This is a genomic window from Pseudomaricurvus alcaniphilus, assembly GCF_011440395.1.
GTDB classification, from domain to species: Bacteria; Pseudomonadota; Gammaproteobacteria; order Pseudomonadales; family Cellvibrionaceae; genus Pseudomaricurvus; species Pseudomaricurvus alcaniphilus.
Genome location: NZ_JAAOIX010000002.1, coordinates 236,324 through 252,990, shown reverse-complemented (window position 1 = coordinate 252,990; position 16,667 = coordinate 236,324). Strand labels below are relative to the sequence as shown.

Sequence of the window (16,667 nt, the reverse complement as noted above, 5' to 3'; positions counted from 1 at the left end):
CTGCCCAAATACTGGCTAACAACATAAGACCCCTGGCAACGGCCGGTCAGGCACAGGTGCTTATCACTGTGCTAACCCTAGGAGAGAATAATGAAACTTACGCGCAATAATAATTACCCACATCGATCCAATATACTGGCACAGTCTTCGCTGCTGGCGTTTGCAGTTGGTCTGGCGGTCTGCCCTGTGGCGACCCTGGCACAGAGCGAACAGGGTCGTCGCCTGGCCCTGGAAGAGGTGGTGGTCACTGCCCAGAAGCGTACCCAAAGCATGCAGGATGTGCCCGTCGCCGTAGATGCGCTCTCCGGGGACCAACTGGCCAAAGCCGGGTTCCGCGACGTGAACGACGTGGCCGCCCAAATACCTTCGCTGATCGTTACCAGTAACCTGTCGCCTCTGAATGCCAGTTTTCGCATTCGGCGTATCGGCAATGAGGGCAATATTCCGACCTTTGAACCGGATACCGCGTTGATCATCGACGGCGCGTTTCGCTCCCGCTCCGGAGTCGGCTTGGGTGAACTGGTTGACGTAGAGTCGGTGGAGGTGTTGAAAGGGCCGCAGAGTACTTTGTACGGTAAAAACGCCAGCGCCGGTGTCATCAGTGTCAATACCGCTGCGCCATCGCCGGACTATGAAGGCATGGCAGAATTGGGGATTGGCTCAGACGGACTGCGGCAGTTCAAGGGTTATATCAATGGCGAACTTACCAGCGCCGTCAATGGCCGCATCAGTTACTCCAGCACTCGCCGTGACCAGCTGATTGACAACACCATCGGTGCGGGCGGTGACAGCGAGGACGGCCAGGCGCTGCGCCTGCAGCTGGGCGCAGATCTCGGTGACCGGCTCACGTCGCGCCTGATTCTGGGGCGCATGGAGCGGCATATGAATACCATGCTGGGTGACACCTGGTACAGCCCTACCGTTATCGCTGTGGCAGGTGCGATGGCGCAGATGGGCGCCGGCAGCCCGGTCACCAACAACGACCCCTCCGACCGCATCATAGAGCAGGTGGGAACCAACGACTTTGACCAGGAAGTCACGGACGCGGTGCTGCACTTCGAGTACAGCGGCGACAACTTTACCTTTAACTCCATCACCGGATACGAAGATTACACTTCCAGCAACCGCATGTACGGCGTTGAGCAGCTGCCTTCCAACCTGCTGGTGTTTACCGATGTGCAGGAAGGTTCGTCCTATTCCCAGGAGTTGCGCCTGATGTCAAACGACAGTGACAGCTTCGACTGGCTGGTGGGCGCTTTTTACTACCACAACGATTTTACCCGCGGTGACAACAATGCGCCGGAGTTCGAGCTGCAGGAGGACATCACCATGCTGGGTAATGTGGTGGGTTCAGTGCTGCAGGGTACACCTGTGCCCGCGCTTTTCGGCAGCCCTGGCGACACCGGGGATGTGCATGCGCAGCAGGATACCGAGAGCTTCGGTGTGTTTGGCACCGTCGGCAAGTACCTGACGGAAGACCTGAAAGTCGATCTCGGCTTGCGCTATTCGGTCGACAAAAAAGATGGCCGGGTGGAACAATTCACCACCACTGAGCTCGGTTGTATCCTCAACAACCTAGCCTGTTCATTGACGCCGGATGCCAGTGATTTTCGCGATAGCGATAGCTGGTCCGCGGTGACCGGTAACGTCACCCTGAGCTGGTTTGTCAATGACGATACCATGTTGTATGCCACCTACTCACGGGGTTTCAAAGCCGGCGGCTACAGTTTGCAGTGGGGTAACTTCAGCCCAGAGGCACGCCCGTTCGACGAGGAAAGCATCGACAATTTTGAATTCGGCTGGAAAGCCGAGGCCTGGGATAAGCGCGCCCGGATCAATGGCAGTGTATTTCATACGGAGTACAAAGACTTCCAGAATGCCACCTTTGTCGGCCTGGCGTTTGCGGTCAACAACGCTGAAAAGGTGACTGTCGATGGTATTGAAGTTGAGTCAACCTGGTTGCTGACCGAACAGCTGACAGCCAATGTGAACCTGGCCTATATCGATGCCAAATACGAAACCTATACGGGCGGCCAATGCGCGTTTGCTCGCGTGCCTGACGATCCCGTCCTGGGTCAGTGTGACCTCAGCGGTAAAAACCTGCCGTTCGCCCCGAAGCTGACCGGCAATCTGGCGCTGGAGTGGGAGCGTTCCCTCGCGGACGGTGACTTCTACGCGCGGGTAGATTACCGCTATACCGATAAAGCCAACTACAGCTCGGAGCTGGATCCGCGCCACGCAGAGGATGGCTACTGGGTGGGTAATCTGCGCACGGGCTGGCGCAACGACACCTGGGATCTCGCGGCCTGGGTAAAAAATGTCAGTGACGAGGTGTATTTTGTCCAGAAAACGGCATCGCCGATCGCATCCCGGCTGGACGGAGGTGCCTCTTTTCAGGGGTACACCGGCACACCGCGTACCTACGGTGTGACGTTGAGAATGAATTTCTGATCGCCGCTTGGCAGTGTTTTTAACAACCGATCTGGAAGCCTGGTCAAGCGTTTGATCATGGCTTCTTTTCTTGAGGAACCTTATGCAGACCCAAGCAACCGTACTGATCGTACCCGGCCTGCGGGACCATGTTGAAGAGCATTGGCAAACACTGCTGCAAGCCCGGCTTGACAAGGCTTGCAGCGTGCCGCCACTGACTGTGAATAAACTCGACTGCGCGGCGCGCGTCGACAATATCCAGCGAGCCATTGACGCCATCGAAGGCGATATTATTCTGGTGGCGCACAGCGCTGGCTGCCTGATGGTGGCTCACTGGGCGGCGCGCCACCAGCGCCCCATCAAAGGCGCCTTGTTGGCGGCGCCGCCGGATTTAAATGCCGATTGGCCAGCAAGCTACCCGTCTCCCGCGACCCTCGGCGAGCACGGCTGGGCGCCGCTGCCAGGTGCGCCCTTGCCCTTTCCCAGCATTCTGGCCGCCAGCAGTAATGACTATCTTGCGTCCATCGAGGCGTCTACCCGGCTGGCCGCTGCCTGGGGCAGCGAGCTGGTAAATCTCGGCGCTGTTGGCCATTTGAATCCGGCCTCCGGCTTTGGCCGCTGGGTCGGTGCGGAAGCGCTTATCCGGCAGCTGGATAGCTGATTCAGGCCCTGCAGATACAGGCTGGCCAGGTTGGTGCCGTCACCTGTGTGCTCTCGGGCGACAATTTAAATTACGCCGCAGAGTAATCGTTTTTAACGCGAAGAAATTCGCTCTATTATTAATCACAAATAACAGAGTTAACCTGACAAGAGGAATCGCCATGCTCGGCCAGATGATGAACCTGCCGCTGACCATCACCAATCTTATGCGCTTTGCTGACAAGGTTTACGGCAGCAGTGAAATTGTGTCAGTAACCATCGATAGCCCTCGCCATCGCTGCACTTACGCAGACGCCTTCAAGCGCGCCCGGCAATTGGCCAACGCCCTGGCCAAACTCGGTGTGGAACGAGGCCAGTGCATCGGCACCCTGGCCTGGAATGATTACCGCCACCTGGAGCTTTACTACGCCATCTCCTGCTCCGGCATGGTCTGTCACACCATCAATCCTCGCCTGTTTCCCGAGCAGCTCGAGTACATCATCAATCATGCCGAAGACCAGTGGCTGTTCGTCGACCTGGCGTTCGTGCCGCTGTTGGAAAAATTGGCTGACCAACTGCCAGGAGTCAAAGGCTATGTGGTGCTCACTGATGCTGCCCATATGCCGAAGAACTCCAGCCTGAGCAATTTAATCTGCTATGAAACCTTGATCGCCAATGAGCCGGACAGCTTCGACTGGCCGCAGCTGGACGAAAATGAAGCCAGTGCGCTGTGCTACACCTCCGGCACGACCGGCAACCCCAAGGGTGTACTCTATTCGCACCGCTCTACCGTGCTGCACTGCTACGGCACCGTGCTGCCGGATGTGTTTGGCCTGTCGGTGCACGACGTGGTGATGCCCATCGTGCCCATGTTTCACGTCAACGGCTGGGGGCTGGTCTACTCCGGCCCGATGGTGGGCGCCAAGCTGGTGTTGCCGGGGCCAAAAATGGGCGACGGTGAAACCCTGTGTGCGCTGATCAACGACGAAGGTGTGACGCTGTCAGCCGGGGTGCCTACCGTGTGGCTGGCGCTGTTGGATTTTCTGGAGAAAAGTGATGAATCTGTGCCGACCCTGGAGCGGGTCACCACAGGCGGTGCCGCTTGCCCGCAGCCAATTTTCGACAAGTTCCGTGAGCGCTACGGGGTCGAGGTGCAGCAGGCTTGGGGCATGACTGAAATGAGCCCGTTGGGCACATACAATAGCTTTAAACCGCACATGCGCGACTGGCCGGAGTCGGACAAAACGCCACTGCGGTTGAAACAGGGGCGACCGGCCTGTGGCGTGGAACTGAAGATTGTCGATGACGCCAATCGCGAGTTGCCCTGGGACGGCAAGGCGGCAGGTGCGGTCAAGGTGCGTGGCCCGTGGGTGATTCAGCGCTACTTCAAAGCCACTGCGGACGCCACAGACGCCGATGGCTGGTTTGAAACAGGGGATGTGGCAACGGTCGATGCGGATGGATACATGATGATTACAGATCGCACCAAAGATGTGATCAAGTCCGGGGGCGAATGGATATCCTCGATCGAGCTGGAAAACACAGCCATGACTCACCCGCAGGTAGCCGAGGCCGCCGTCATTGGTATTTACCATGAAAAGTGGACCGAGCGGCCGTTGCTGGTGGTGGTGCCCAGGGCAGGTACAACTCCGGATCCAGCCGAGCTGCTGGCGCACTTCCAGGGCAAGGTGGCCAGCTGGTGGATCCCCGAGGCCTGCGAGCTGGTGCCAGAGCTGCCCCATACCGCTACCGGTAAAGTGAGCAAGAAGGACTTGCGCGCCCAGTTCCAGGGCTATCGATGGGGCAGTAAATCGATGGGGCAGTAAATAGCTGTTATTCTCGTCTCAAGCAAGGGTTCAGCGTTGCCACCAGGTGTGTTGGTATGCCTGCAGGAGGGAATCTGGCAGAGTTTTTTTAGTCATATTCTTTGTACTGGTTGGTATGCTCGATGTCCGGGAGGAGGGAAGTTTATGGCCAAAATCAAGATCATAGCGGGTGACATTACTGCCGCCGCTGTTGATGCCATTGTCAACGCCGCCAATCCCAGTCTGTTGGGCGGTGGCGGTGTCGACGGCGCCATTCACCGGGCAGCAGGGCCGGAGCTGCTGGACGCCTGCCGCAAGCTGCCGGCCGCCCACGGCGAGCGCTGTCCCGTTGGCGAGGCGCGCCTGACCCCGGGCTTTAACTTGCCGGCGCGTTACGTTATCCACACCGTCGGGCCCAGGTACGACATCGATCCCAATCCTCCGGTCTTGTTGGCCGCGGCCTATCGTCACAGCCTGCAGTTGGCGCTGGCCCAGGGCTGTCGCACAGTTGCCCTGCCAGCTATCTCCTGCGGCGTCTACGGCTACCCCGCGCCGCAAGCGGCGGAGATTGCGCTGGCAGTCTGCAACGAGGCGGAATTCGACGGGCTGGAAATTTCCTTTTACCTGTTCGGTGCGGAGATGGTGGATGTCTGGCAGGCGGCGCTGGCCAGGATTGGCGCCGGCTAGCGAGCGGTTTCCCGCTGAGTAACCGGCGACCAGCTAGCAGCCAGCATACGGCCATCAAGTGTCTGGCTACTGGCTAGTGGCCGGCCAGAAATGTTGCTTATATCGCCCTCGCGCAGGCCGCGCCCGGCATCCATAGATTTCAAGCATTTACTGCATCTTCGCCAGCGCGGGGATGACGGTAAACTGGCAGTTTTGTGGCTTTGAGGTGATTGCCAGCGAACACAGCAAGGGCTCCCCACCGTTTCTTTTTTCTCCCCAATGGTGACCGCGTTAGCTGGCCAGTTGCTCCTCCGTCGGCCAGTTTTGCAGGGTGTCGATGTAGAGCTGGCGCACATCGGCGATGTGTTCATAGAGGCGGTTCAGGGTCCAGTCTCTGGTGTCGATGGGTGGCAGGATGGCCACGTCGACAATGCCAGGGCTCAACACCTTACTGTCCCGTGCCGCCACCATTTCGGCATTGCGAATCACCACCGGCACGATGGGCATGCCGGCGGACATGGCGATGCGAAAGGCGCCCTTCTTGAAGGGGCCGACGGTTTCGGTGTCGTGGCGGGTGCCCTCCGGCGAAATGGATACGGACAGGCCTTTGCGCCCCAGTTCTTCCAGCGCCTGCAGTGCGGCGACGGACCCTTTGGCGTCGGAGCGATCGATAAAGACCACATCCGCCAGCCGGCCAATGGTGCCCGTTAGCCAGTTCTGTTGCAGTTCCTTTTTGCCGACGATGCTGAAGTCCGTGGCCACCAGCCGCGCCATCATCAAACCGTCGAAATTGTTGCGGTGGTTGAAAATAAACACCGCCGGCCGGCTTTTCCAGAGATTGTCCCTGCCAATCACATTCAGCTTGACCCCGTTGATGCGCAGCAGGGCTTCCATCCACAGGGGGGCAGCGAAGTTCAGGCCGGCGCGCTTGTTGCGTTTGAGAAGTCCCAAACCGGCGCCGAGCAGGCCAATGGGCAGGATGCTGGCGACACCCGCCGCTGTGGTCAGTGAGTTGTTGAGCTGGCGACTGCTAAAGCGCTGGATGGGCCAGCCTCTGGCCGCCGCTATCCGGGCCAGCTTTTTACGCGGGTTGGTGGGCCGGGGCTTACCCACCAGGTACATAAGCGCGGTGTCCTCGTCGCCGTCGGCGTAGAAGTAACATTGCTGTAAATCGATGCCGGCCTGCCGGGTAAATTCCTGGGCGGCCAGGGCCTTGGTCTTACCCCAGATCACCGGCTTTTCCACCGCCCCGGTGAGGATGCCGTTGCTGACACTAAAGCGGTTGCAAATGATTTTGTCGATACCGAGAAAGCGCGCTACCGGCTCCACCTGATAGGCGGTGGCGGAGGAACTCAGCACCACCGTGTGGCCGGCCTGTTGGTGCGCGCGCACAATCTTTTGCATCTCCGGGTAGATGATGTTGACGATTTTGCTTTGGAACAGGCGTTCCCCCATGGCGTGCAACTCTTGATCGCTGCGGCCCTGCCAGGTGCGGGCGCCAATTTCCAGCAGGTCCTCGAATTCGGAATTGCCCACCGATGCGCTCAGGGCTACCGCCAGGGTTTGCCCCAATTCGGTCAATCCCAGCTCCTTGTTTTTGATCCGGTCTTTGGCTAAATGGCTGACGGAAAAACCGGCGATAACCGTACCATCGAGATCGAAAAACACACCCACCTGGGGGCCCTGGGGGCCGCTTTTGATCTCGGTAAGTGCCGCGTTTAGCGGTGTGGGCTGACTCATTGCCTGGTCTCCGTTTGATCACTAGAGCGGCCGGCACCGTTGCTACGGGATTTGGCGGCCCGGGGCGCAGCAGCCTTGCTGGTTACAGCCGCCGCCTTTTTGGTTGCTGCCGCAGTCTTTTCGGGCTCAGCAACAGTCTTTGCGGTCTTATTAACAGTTTTTTCGGTCTCAGCAGCGGCCTTTTCGGTCACAGCTTGCCCGGCGCTGGCCTTTTTCACCGGGGCTTTCTTGCTCGCTGTCCTTTTGCGTGGGGTTCTTTTCTTTCCGCTGTCAGGTTTGGTCGCGGCGGGCGGGGCGAGCGCAATCACCTCGTCAAAGCCCCGCTGCAGGCACTGCAGGAATAGCTCCGGGTCGGTAAAAGCGGCAGTATCGCTGTTGATGCCGACAAAACAGGTGCCGTTGGCAGAGATCATGGTGATCATGCTGGCGACGCCTGGTACCGGGCCAAACGGGTATATTTTAACCACCTTGCAGCCGTTCAGGTAGGTGGGTATGGGTGGGCCGGGTATATTACTGGCCTGAATTTCCGGTACCAGCAGATTGGCCGCTATGCTCTCCAGGGCCGGCTCTGGCAGCTTTGCCATGACCGGCAGCAGGTGGTGCAGCAGGTTGAGCGCCGGTTCGGTGACGGCATTTTTCGCGGCGGCATGGATGCGGGCGAGGCGCTTGGCCGGGTCCAGTTCAGCCACCGGCAGGACGATGCGGGCGGCGGCAAAGCGATTGCCGGCGTCGACGTCGTTGCGCCTGCGCTGGTTGACGGGCATGGACACGGTCAACTCGCGCAGGGTGATATTGCGGGTCTCATGGTATTCGCGCAGGCCGGCGGCAATGGCAGCCAGGTAAGCGTCGTTGACAGTGGCGCCGACACTTTTGGCGGCGCGGCGCAGTTCCGCCAGCGGGAACTCCAGCGCGCTCAAATGGCGGTTGGTGCTGCGCTTCTGCAGCAGTGGTGAGGGTGGCACAGGCAGTGGGCCCAGCACGCGTCGGGCAGATTCAGCCTGTTCGCGCAGGGTTCGCACCAGCGTTTGCGGGTTCTGTATCCAGTTGCTGCCGGCCGCGAGACCTTTGTGTAACGTGCTGCGGACATTGGGGATAAATTTGCCCACCTGGCGCAGCAGGCCACTTTTCAACAGCTCGTCGCCGCTCAGCTCTTCGGGTATTGGTTGGTGAGGCATGGGGCGTTTGGGCGCGTCCGGGGCGAAGTCGAGCAGCTGCTCCAACAGCTTCAGGCCACCGATGCCGTCGGTTACGGCGTGGTGGATTTTCAGGGCCAGCGCCGCCTTGCAGCCCGCAATTTTGACGTTTTCCAGCAGCACCGCTTCCCACAGCGGGCGCTCCAGATCCAGCGGGTCAGCCAGGAATTGGTTGCAGTAGTCCAGCAGCTGCTGTTGCCTGGCGGGTGCTGGCAGGGCCGCTCGACGCAGATGAAAGTGCAAGTCAAAGTCCGGGTCTACCAGCCAGCGCGGTGGGGTGACCGGCAGTGAGGGCAGGGCAACACTCTGGCGCAAGCGCACGAACGAGCGACTGGCACGTTCAAAGGTTTCGGTTAATTCGTCAAAGTCCGGGACTTTGTCCAGCAGGAACACCGCCAGCATGGAGCTGCGGGTCTTTGGGTTGCGCTCGCCGCGCAGCATAATGTGGTCGAAGGCGTCCAGTTCGTCGTTGAACTGCAGGTGGGGGTCATTCATGGTCGGTGGTTCCGGTGAGGTGTGCAGGAGCAACTGCCAGCGAGCTGGTCACATAAGGGTTTGATCGGCACGGGGGCCAGGCCGCAACGGCAGCAGACCGCTACTGATTGGTCTGTGCCGAGACCGCAGCCCCCGCAGTCTGTCGGTGGCATGAGCTGGGAAGGGCTGGCCTGCGACAGTGATCGCCCTGAACCAGGGTGATCCTGCTGCCTTGGGCCAGGCCAGGGTGATGCTGCTGCCTGCTCGTCCCTGCGCAGCCTGCAGTCCTAGTTGGTCCAGTCTTTCAGCTTGCTCTTGGCGTCTTCAGCTGTTTCTTCCATGGCGTCAGCCGCATCATCCATCTTGTCCTTGGTGGCGGCCTTGACGTCCTGGTATTTCTCTTTGGCAGAGTCCGCCATTTCAGCGGTATTTTCCTTTACATCAGCCGCCATATCCTTGGCCGAATCCACGGCTTTGTCCGCCATATTGCCCGCCGAGTCCATCATGTCTTTTGCGCCGCTTTCCGCTTTTTTCATCATCCCGGGTTGCCCCTCCTCCATCTTTTTGGTGCTGCTGTCATCCTTACTGCAGCCAGTGGATAAAGCGCCAAGCAAAATGATGGAAGAGGCGATAAGTAATGTTCTCATAGCATATTCCTTGCAATAATTGTTTAGTATGGGTCGACATTAGTACGAATCAACTTTGGGTCAATAATACAACCAACCCGTTGCGCCAGTGTACCACCTTTACCGGGCCGGTGAACCGGCGCAATTAGGTTTAGCTGTGAGTGAGAAGCCCGCCCATGAACAATTTGATGGTTATCCTTTTGATCCTGTTTGTGGCGCTGCTGGTGGTGGTTCCACTGCTGGAGCGTTTTGCCAGTAAAACATCGGCCGAGTCCGCGCCGCGACTGGGGCGCTGGATACTGCCGTTGGTGATGGTGCTGCTGATACTGCAGTTGCTGCGGCACTGGCTTGGCAAGTGAGGGCCCGGACAGGCATGGATATGTACAGGCAAAGATTTGTACAGGAAAGGAATTGTACCGGTGAGGGCGGCAGCGATCGACCTGGCCGGAGTTGTGCCGCGCGCCGTCCGGCGTGATAATTCGCGCCCATGGGTGCATGAGCCCGTGGCAAGATCGGTAACAGCAGTAACAGTCGCTGCAGAATCAGAGGAACAGGTATGAAGTTTGTGGTAATTCCGGTGACCCCTTACCAGCAAAACAGCACTCTGCTGTGGTGTGAGGAGACGCGCAAAGGGGCGGTGGTCGATCCGGGCGGAGACCTGGCGCGGATCGAAGAGGAAGTCCGCAAACAGGGGGTGGAGCTGGAAAAAATCCTGGTGACCCACGGCCATCTCGACCATGTGGGCGGTGTGGCCGAGTTGGCGCGGCGTAAAAACTTGCCGATTGAAGGGCCCCACAAGGACGATGACTTCTGGATCCAGCAGTTACCCCAGCAGGCGCAGATGATGTCTTTCCCTCCGTCCGAGGCGTTTGTGCCGGACCGCTGGTTGCAGCAGGGCGACTCCGTACAGGTAGGTAAGCAGACACTGGAGGTGCGCCACTGCCCCGGTCACACGCCCGGGCATGTGATTTTCTTTCATCGGCCCAGCAAGGTGGCGATGGTCGGGGACGTGCTGTTCCAGGGTTCGATCGGGCGCACGGACTTTCCCCGCGGCGACTACCAGACCCTGATCGACTCCATTCGAAACCAGCTCTGGCCGCTGGGTGACGAGGTACAGTTTATCCCCGGTCACGGCCCCTTCTCGACTTTTGGTCACGAGCGTCGCCACAATCCGTTTGTGGCAGATATGAAGCTCAAGCAGTAAACGGTCCGAACAACAAGGCGGCGCTGCTGCGGGAGCAGGGATTCAATATCGATAGGGAGCGACGAGTGAAGCAAAGCGATGGTGTTCTGCTTGGCAGTACTGGCAGCGACATATATTACCAGCTGTGGGAGCCAGAGGGCGGCCCGCGGGCACTGTTGCTGGTCGCCCACGGCCTGGCGGAACACGGCGGCCGCTATGCCCACCTGGCTGAACTGTTCACCGCGCGAGGCATTGCGGTGGCTGCGCTGGACCATTACGGCCATGGGCGCTCTGCCGGTGATCGTTGCTATGTCCCGGCCTTCAGTCACTATACCGACACCCTGGAAATATTCCGCCAGCATTTGCTCGCCAGCTTCCAGTCGCTGCCTGTGTACCTGGTTGGACACAGCATGGGTGGGCTGATCAGTGCCAATTACCTGTTGCAGCACCAGCATAAGCTGGCCGGCTGTGTGCTTTCCGGCCCGGCCCTGCAGGTAAGCGATGTGCCCGGCAAGTGGCAGCAGGCACTGTTGAAAACCCTGGCGCAACTGACCCCGCGAGCGGGGGTGTTGGCACTGGACGGCAGTGCAGTCAGCCGCGATGAGGCGGTGGTGAAAGCCTATTTTGATGACCCGCTGGTCTACAACGGCAAGGTGTCCGCGCGCCTGGCGGTGGAGTTGTTCGCTGCCATGCAGGCGCCCCTGCAACACGCTGGCAGCATCACATTGCCCATGCTGATTATGCACGGTGAGGCCGATAGCATGGTCAGCCCGGAGGGGTCGCGCCGCTTCTTTGCCCAGCTGGCGTCCGCTGATAAAGAGCTGATCGTCTATCCGGATCTGTACCATGAAATCTTTAATGAACCGGAAAAAGACGAGGTGCTGGGTGATCTGGTCATTTGGCTTGAAGCCAGGCTGGCACATGGTTGACCCCGGCGCGAATAACGGTGCGGAACGGCATGGCTAAGCTTATTGCGATTGTGGAAGATGAGCCGGCCATTGCCGAAAACTACCGCGCTGCGCTGTTGCGCCAGGGCTACCAGGTCTGCCTCTACGACAACCGGCCCCAGGCGCTGGCCGCATTTCGGCACTCGCTGCCGGACCTGGCAATCATCGATGTAGGGTTGGGGGAGGAGATCGAAGGGGGCTTCGACCTGTGCCGGGACTTGCGCGCCATGGCACCGCAGCTGCCGATTATTTTCCTCACTGCCCGGGACAGCGAGCTGGATGTGGTATCCGGCTTGCGGCTGGGGGCCGATGATTACCTCACCAAAGACATCAGCCAACAGCAGCTGCTGGCGCGAATAGTGGCCCTGTTTCGGCGCGTGGCGGCCCTGCGCAGCGTCGGCGTGCAGCCCGAGGAGGACATACTGCGGCGCGGGCCGCTGTTGCTCAACATGGACCGGATGACCGTGCAGTGGCGGCAGCAGCCGGTGGATTTGACGGTGACCGAATTGTGGGTGGTGCACGCGCTGGCGCAGCATCCCGGTCACGTCAAGAATCGACAGCAGCTTATGGATGCTGCCAATGTCGTCCTGGATGACAACACCATCACCTCCCATATCAAGCGTATCAGAAAGAAATTCAGCCGCGTCGATGGCGAGTTTGCTGCCATCGAGACCGCTTATGGCATGGGCTATCGCTGGGTTAGCCATGAGTAGCTTCGCCGGTCAGCGGCCTGCGCGCCGGTGAAGCTGCGTCATCAGCTGGCCCTGCTCAGCCTGGTCGTTATCAGTCTGCCCTGGGCTGGCTGCCAGTTTGTACGCGAAGCGGACCAGACCCTGCGCCTCAGCCAGGTTGCGGCATTGCGAGCTACTGCCCAGGCCGCGGCGGCGAGCCTGTCCGCTGACCCGGCCCTGGTTGCTAACCTGGCCGGTGAGCGCTGGCAGCAGTCGTCGGCGCAGCAACTATACGTTCACCGCCTGGTGGTGGCACCGGTGGTGGACGGTTACGCGGACGACTGGCGGGCGCTGCCGATTCAGGCGCGCACCTTCAGCGACCAGGCGGACGGCGGCGGTGCGGTGCTGGCCTTGCGGCTGGCGCTGCAGGGTGAGCACCTGTTTATATTTGCCGAAGTGGACGACACCACGCCGGTGCACCACAGCCCGGCCAGCCAACTGCTGGCCGCCGGTGACTTCCTGCTGTTGCGCGTCGGCGCTGGTGACAGCGCACAGGATTATGTCATTCGCAGTGGCGCGCCGGGGGAGGTGCTGGCTTTTTACCGGGATAAGCAGGGTCGAGAGCGGTCTGAATCCCGAATTCGCGGCTATTGGCAGGAGCGGGTGGGTGGCTACCAGGTAGAATTGCAAATGGCCCGTGATTTGTTGGGTAACGCCGGGCACCTGGATAGCGCCGGGCACGTGGAAAGCCCCGGGCGCGGGGATAACATCGGGCCGCTGGACAAGATCGAGCAGCTGGGGGTCGCCGCTGTCGACCGGACCGGGCTGGCCGACCGGAGCGGGCGCTGGCTCGGCAATATCGACAGCGCGGCGCCGGCGCCACCACTGATTGTCCCGGCCGAGCCACTTGCGGCTGCCTTGCAGGCATTTGCGCGTGCGGACGTACGCCTGCGCCTGGTGAGCGCCAATCAGTGGCTGTTGGCAGCCAGTGGGTCTATCGGTGAAGCGGGGCGCGATTCCGGCAATCGCCACTGGCCACTGCAGCGGCTTTATCGGCTGTTGCTGGCGGACAAGTACTTGCCGGAGTTGGACCGGCCCGAGTCGGTGGGGTTACTGCAGGCGCCGGAGGTTGTCGCGGCCTTGCAAGGGCAGCCCACGGTGCGCTGGTATCAGTGGCGCCGGCAGCGGGAGAGTCGGCTGGCTGTACCGATCGTGAGCGCCGGCGAGGCGCGCCCGGTGGCGGTACTGGTGGCGGACCAGGGTAGCAGCCATCTCGATCTGCTGGCACTGTCCGCCTTCAGGCAGTTGCTGCTTTACAATTTCCTGGCGGTGGGGCTGATTACATTGAGCCTGCTGGGTTACAGCAGCTGGTTGTCGCTGCGCATCCGTCGCCTCAGCAAAGCGGTTCGCAATGCCCTCGATCGGCGCGGCTGGATCAAGCCGAATTTTCCGCGCTCCCGGGCGGCGGATGAAATCGGCGATTTGAGTCGCAGTTGCGGCGACTTGCTGCTGCGGCTGGACGATTACAACGATTACTTGCGCAGCCTGGCCGGCAAGCTGTCCCATGAGCTGCGCACGCCACTGGCGGTAATGCGCTCGTCACTGGAAAACCTGGAGCATGAAGAGCTGCCGGCGTCTGCCCGCACTTTTGTCGATCGGGCCGGCGCTGGCGCCGAGCGGATGGCCGCAATCCTGGCGGCGATGAGTTCCGCCAGCCGGGTCGAGGAGAGCCTGCGGCAGGCGGAAAAAGAATACTTTTCCCTGGCGGCGCTGGTGCGCGAGGCGGGTGCTGCCTACCAGCAGTTGTACCCCCGGCATCAGCTGCGGGTGGTGATAGACGCCGCTGCGGATGCTGCCCAGGTCTACGGGGTGCCGGACCTGCTGGTGCAGTTGCTGGACAAGTTGCTGGAAAATGCCGCTGATTTCTGCCCTGCCGGCGGTGAGATTTGTCTGCAGTTACGGGATTCGAACCGGGGTTTGATTCTCAGCGTCAGCAACGATGGCCCACCCCTGCCGCTGCGCATGGAAGGGCAGCTGTTTGATTCGCTGGTGTCGGTGCGCGAGGGCGGCGAGGCCAGTGACGGTGTACACCTGGGGCTCGGCCTGCATATTGTGCGCTTGATCGCCGAGTTTCACGGCGCTGCGGTAGTGGCCCGGGACCGCAGCGACGCCAGCGGTGTTAGCTTCGAGGTGGTGTTTAGCGCCGCCGGCTAAGGAGCCGCTGCCGCCGGCGGCAATTGGTTGGCCTTGCGGCCTGGCCTGGCAGCCGTTAGCCGAAGGTGTGCTCGGGGCCCGGGAATACACCGGTTTTGACGTCGTTGGCGTATTTGTGCAAGGCGCCGGGGATGTCTCCCGCTTCGACCAAAAAGTTCTTGGAGAATTTTGGTGGCTTCTCGGTCAGGCCGAGAATGTCGTTGATGACCAGCACCTGGGCATCGGTTCCCTGGCCGGCACCGATGCCGATGGTGGGCATGCTGACAGCGGCGGTGATGCGCTCGGCCAACTCCGTGGGTACGCACTCCAGCACCAGCAGATCGGCGCCGGCCTGGTCGAGAATTTTGGCGTCGGCGAGAATCTGCTCGGCCTGCTCGGCCTCCCGGCCCTGGACTCGAAAACCGCCAAACTTGTTCACCGATTGCGGGGTGAGGCCCAGGTGCGCGCACACAGGTATCCCGCGTTCACTGAGCATCCTGACGCTGTCGGCGAGCCAGGCGCCGCCCTCCATTTTGACCATGTGGGCGCCGGCGCGCATGATGCGGGTGGCATTGACCATGGCCTGCTCGGTAGTGGCGTAGCTCATAAACGGCAAGTCGCCCATGATCAGCGACTTGCTGTTGCCGCGCCGGACTGCCTCGACGTGGTAGATCATCTGCTCCATGGTGACCGGTATGGTGCTGTCGTAGCCCAGCACGGTCATGCCGAGGCTGTCCCCCACCAGCAACACTTCGACGCCGCATTTTTGCGCCATGGCGGCCAGCGGTGCATCGTAGAGCGCGACGCTGACAAACTTGACTTTTTCAGCCTTCATTTTGCGCAGGGTTAGAATGGTGACTGGTTTGCTGAGGCCGCTGTCGGCCTGGACGGTTGCATAGGGCATAGGGCGATCACAGGGTCGGGTTGGGGTTGTAGTAGTGCCTGCCGCGCTTGATGGTCAGCAGGTAATCTACCAGTTGGTGGTAGTGTTCGGGGTTGTTGGCCAGGTCGAGTTCAGCGGCGTTGACAATCAACAGGGGGGCCTGGTCGTAGTAGTGGAAAAAGCGCATATAGGCATCGTTGAGGGTGGCCAGATAGTCGCTGCTGATGCTGCGTTCGGCGGCGTTGCCGCGCAGTCGCAGGCGCTCTTCCAGAACCTGGTTGGGGGCCTGCAGGTAGATCACCAGGTCCGGCTGCGGTGCGTCGATGGCCAGTTGATTGTAGACCTGCTGGTAGATATTGAGCTCATCTTCATCCAGGGTGACTTCTGCAAACAGGCGGTCCTTGTCGAACAGAAAATCGGCCACACGGCGGCTCTGGAACATGTCGGCCTGGTTCAGGTCCTGGATTTGCTGGGCGCGCTGGAACAGGAAGAACAGCTGGGTGGGCAGGGCGGCGGCTTTTGGATTGCTGTAGAAGCGCTCGAGGAACGGGTTTTGTTCGGCTTTTTCTTCCAGTAAATTGTATTTGAAGGTGGTGGCCAGGTGCCTGGCCAGGGTGGTCTTGCCCACCCCGATGGGACCCTCCACCGCAATAAAGCCGGGGGCGTTGACATCGTCAGTGTCGAGGACCAGGTTGAAACCGTTATTCACGCTCCACTCCTGAGCTGTGGTTGATTCGAGTGAGGCCGCTAGCGCCGCATTGGCGCAATAATGACGCAAGAGACTCTCCGGAGGGAAGTGTTAATTGCGGGCTGATGTCGGCCAGGGGATAAAGCACGAAATTGCGTTGACCCAGGCCCGGGTGAGGTACCTGCAGGCGCTCGCTGCTGATCACCTGGTCGCCATACAGCAGCAGATCCAGGTCGAGGGTGCGGGGGCCCCAGTGCACGTCGCGCACGCGCTTCTGGCTGGCTTCAATGGCCTGCAGTTGGTCCAGCAGTGCGTGTGGCTGCAGGCCGGTCTCCAGCAGTGCCACCCCGTTGATAAAATCGGGCTGCTCGACAGGGCCCATGGCCTCGCTGCGGTACCAGCATGATTGCGCCAGCAGGCGGCTGTGGGGAATGGCCGCCAGCGCCGCCAGCGCCTGGTTTACTTGCGCCCAGGGGTTGTCGAGATTGCTACCCAGGGCAATATAAGCCGGGGTGGTACTCATGGTGTC

General features: G+C 60.5%; 15 protein-coding genes. 9 read left to right on the top strand and 6 right to left on the bottom strand.

Going from position 1 to position 16,667, the window contains the following annotated elements; translation table 11 throughout:
* Positions 1-90 precede the first annotated feature (90 nt).
* From G8764_RS07195 to G8764_RS07180, 4 genes are all read left to right on the top strand, one after another.
* The gene (locus G8764_RS07195; RefSeq protein WP_166163603.1) at positions 91-2,451 is read left to right on the top strand and encodes a TonB-dependent receptor; all 2,361 of its coding nucleotides are present in this window, start codon (positions 91-93) and stop codon (positions 2,449-2,451) included.
* 82 nt (positions 2,452-2,533) lie between these two features.
* On the top strand, positions 2,534-3,091 hold the full coding sequence (locus G8764_RS07190) for an RBBP9/YdeN family alpha/beta hydrolase (protein ID WP_166163601.1): 558 nt from the start codon (positions 2,534-2,536) through the stop codon (positions 3,089-3,091).
* Between the two features lie 160 nt (positions 3,092-3,251).
* On the top strand, positions 3,252-4,895 hold the full coding sequence (locus tag G8764_RS07185; protein ID WP_166163599.1) for a long-chain-fatty-acid--CoA ligase: 1,644 nt from the start codon (positions 3,252-3,254) through the stop codon (positions 4,893-4,895).
* 144 nt (positions 4,896-5,039) lie between these two features.
* On the top strand, positions 5,040-5,561 hold the full coding sequence (locus tag G8764_RS07180) for an O-acetyl-ADP-ribose deacetylase (protein WP_166163597.1): 522 nt from the start codon (positions 5,040-5,042) through the stop codon (positions 5,559-5,561).
* A gap of 270 nt (positions 5,562-5,831) precedes the next feature.
* On the opposite strand, the gene G8764_RS07175 is transcribed toward G8764_RS07180, so the two are convergent.
* From G8764_RS07175 to G8764_RS07165, 3 genes are all read right to left on the bottom strand, one after another.
* Positions 5,832-7,280 (bottom strand): HAD-IB family hydrolase, encoded by a 1,449-nt coding sequence (locus tag G8764_RS07175; RefSeq protein WP_166163595.1) that lies wholly within the window; start codon positions 7,278-7,280, stop codon positions 5,832-5,834.
* Entirely contained in the window at positions 7,277-8,968 is a 1,692-nt protein-coding gene (locus G8764_RS07170; RefSeq protein WP_166163593.1) for a wax ester/triacylglycerol synthase family O-acyltransferase, read from the bottom strand. The genes G8764_RS07175 and G8764_RS07170 overlap by 4 nt, the downstream gene beginning before the upstream one ends.
* Positions 8,969-9,234: 266 nt before the next feature.
* Entirely contained in the window at positions 9,235-9,594 is a 360-nt protein-coding gene (locus tag G8764_RS07165) for a hypothetical protein (protein ID WP_166163591.1), read from the bottom strand.
* Between the two features lie 155 nt (positions 9,595-9,749).
* On the opposite strand from G8764_RS07165, the gene G8764_RS07160 reads away from it, so the two are divergent.
* From G8764_RS07160 to G8764_RS07140, 5 genes are all read left to right on the top strand, one after another.
* Positions 9,750-9,932 carry a hypothetical protein gene (locus G8764_RS07160; RefSeq protein ID WP_166163590.1) on the top strand — a complete coding sequence of 61 codons (183 nt, stop codon included), beginning with the start codon at positions 9,750-9,752 and terminating at the stop codon, positions 9,930-9,932.
* Between the two features lie 197 nt (positions 9,933-10,129).
* Complete coding sequence (locus G8764_RS07155) at positions 10,130-10,777, top strand: MBL fold metallo-hydrolase (protein WP_166163588.1); 648 nt, start codon at positions 10,130-10,132, stop codon at positions 10,775-10,777.
* 65 nt (positions 10,778-10,842) lie between these two features.
* Positions 10,843-11,685 (top strand): alpha/beta fold hydrolase, encoded by an 843-nt coding sequence (locus G8764_RS07150; protein ID WP_166163586.1) that lies wholly within the window; start codon positions 10,843-10,845, stop codon positions 11,683-11,685.
* A 29-nt stretch (positions 11,686-11,714) separates the two neighbouring features.
* Positions 11,715-12,416 carry a proteobacterial dedicated sortase system response regulator gene (gene pdsR, locus G8764_RS07145; RefSeq protein WP_166163585.1) on the top strand — a complete coding sequence of 234 codons (702 nt, stop codon included), beginning with the start codon at positions 11,715-11,717 and terminating at the stop codon, positions 12,414-12,416.
* Between the two features lie 27 nt (positions 12,417-12,443).
* Complete coding sequence (locus G8764_RS07140; protein ID WP_166163583.1) at positions 12,444-14,588, top strand: ATP-binding protein; 2,145 nt, start codon at positions 12,444-12,446, stop codon at positions 14,586-14,588.
* A 55-nt stretch (positions 14,589-14,643) separates the two neighbouring features.
* On the opposite strand, the gene panB is transcribed toward G8764_RS07140, so the two are convergent.
* From panB to folK, 3 genes are read right to left on the bottom strand one after another with little or no spacing between them, the layout of a single operon-like run.
* Positions 14,644-15,471 (bottom strand): 3-methyl-2-oxobutanoate hydroxymethyltransferase, encoded by an 828-nt coding sequence (panB, locus tag G8764_RS07135; protein ID WP_166163581.1) that lies wholly within the window; start codon positions 15,469-15,471, stop codon positions 14,644-14,646.
* A 7-nt stretch (positions 15,472-15,478) separates the two neighbouring features.
* Positions 15,479-16,159, bottom strand: a complete 681-nt coding sequence (locus G8764_RS07130; RefSeq protein WP_166163579.1) for a deoxynucleoside kinase — start codon at positions 16,157-16,159, stop codon at positions 15,479-15,481.
* The gene (folK, locus tag G8764_RS07125; protein WP_166163577.1) at positions 16,152-16,661 is read right to left on the bottom strand and encodes a 2-amino-4-hydroxy-6-hydroxymethyldihydropteridine diphosphokinase; all 510 of its coding nucleotides are present in this window, start codon (positions 16,659-16,661) and stop codon (positions 16,152-16,154) included. Before folK ends, G8764_RS07130 begins: the two co-directional genes overlap by 8 nt.
* Between the last annotated feature and the right edge of the window lie 6 nt (positions 16,662-16,667).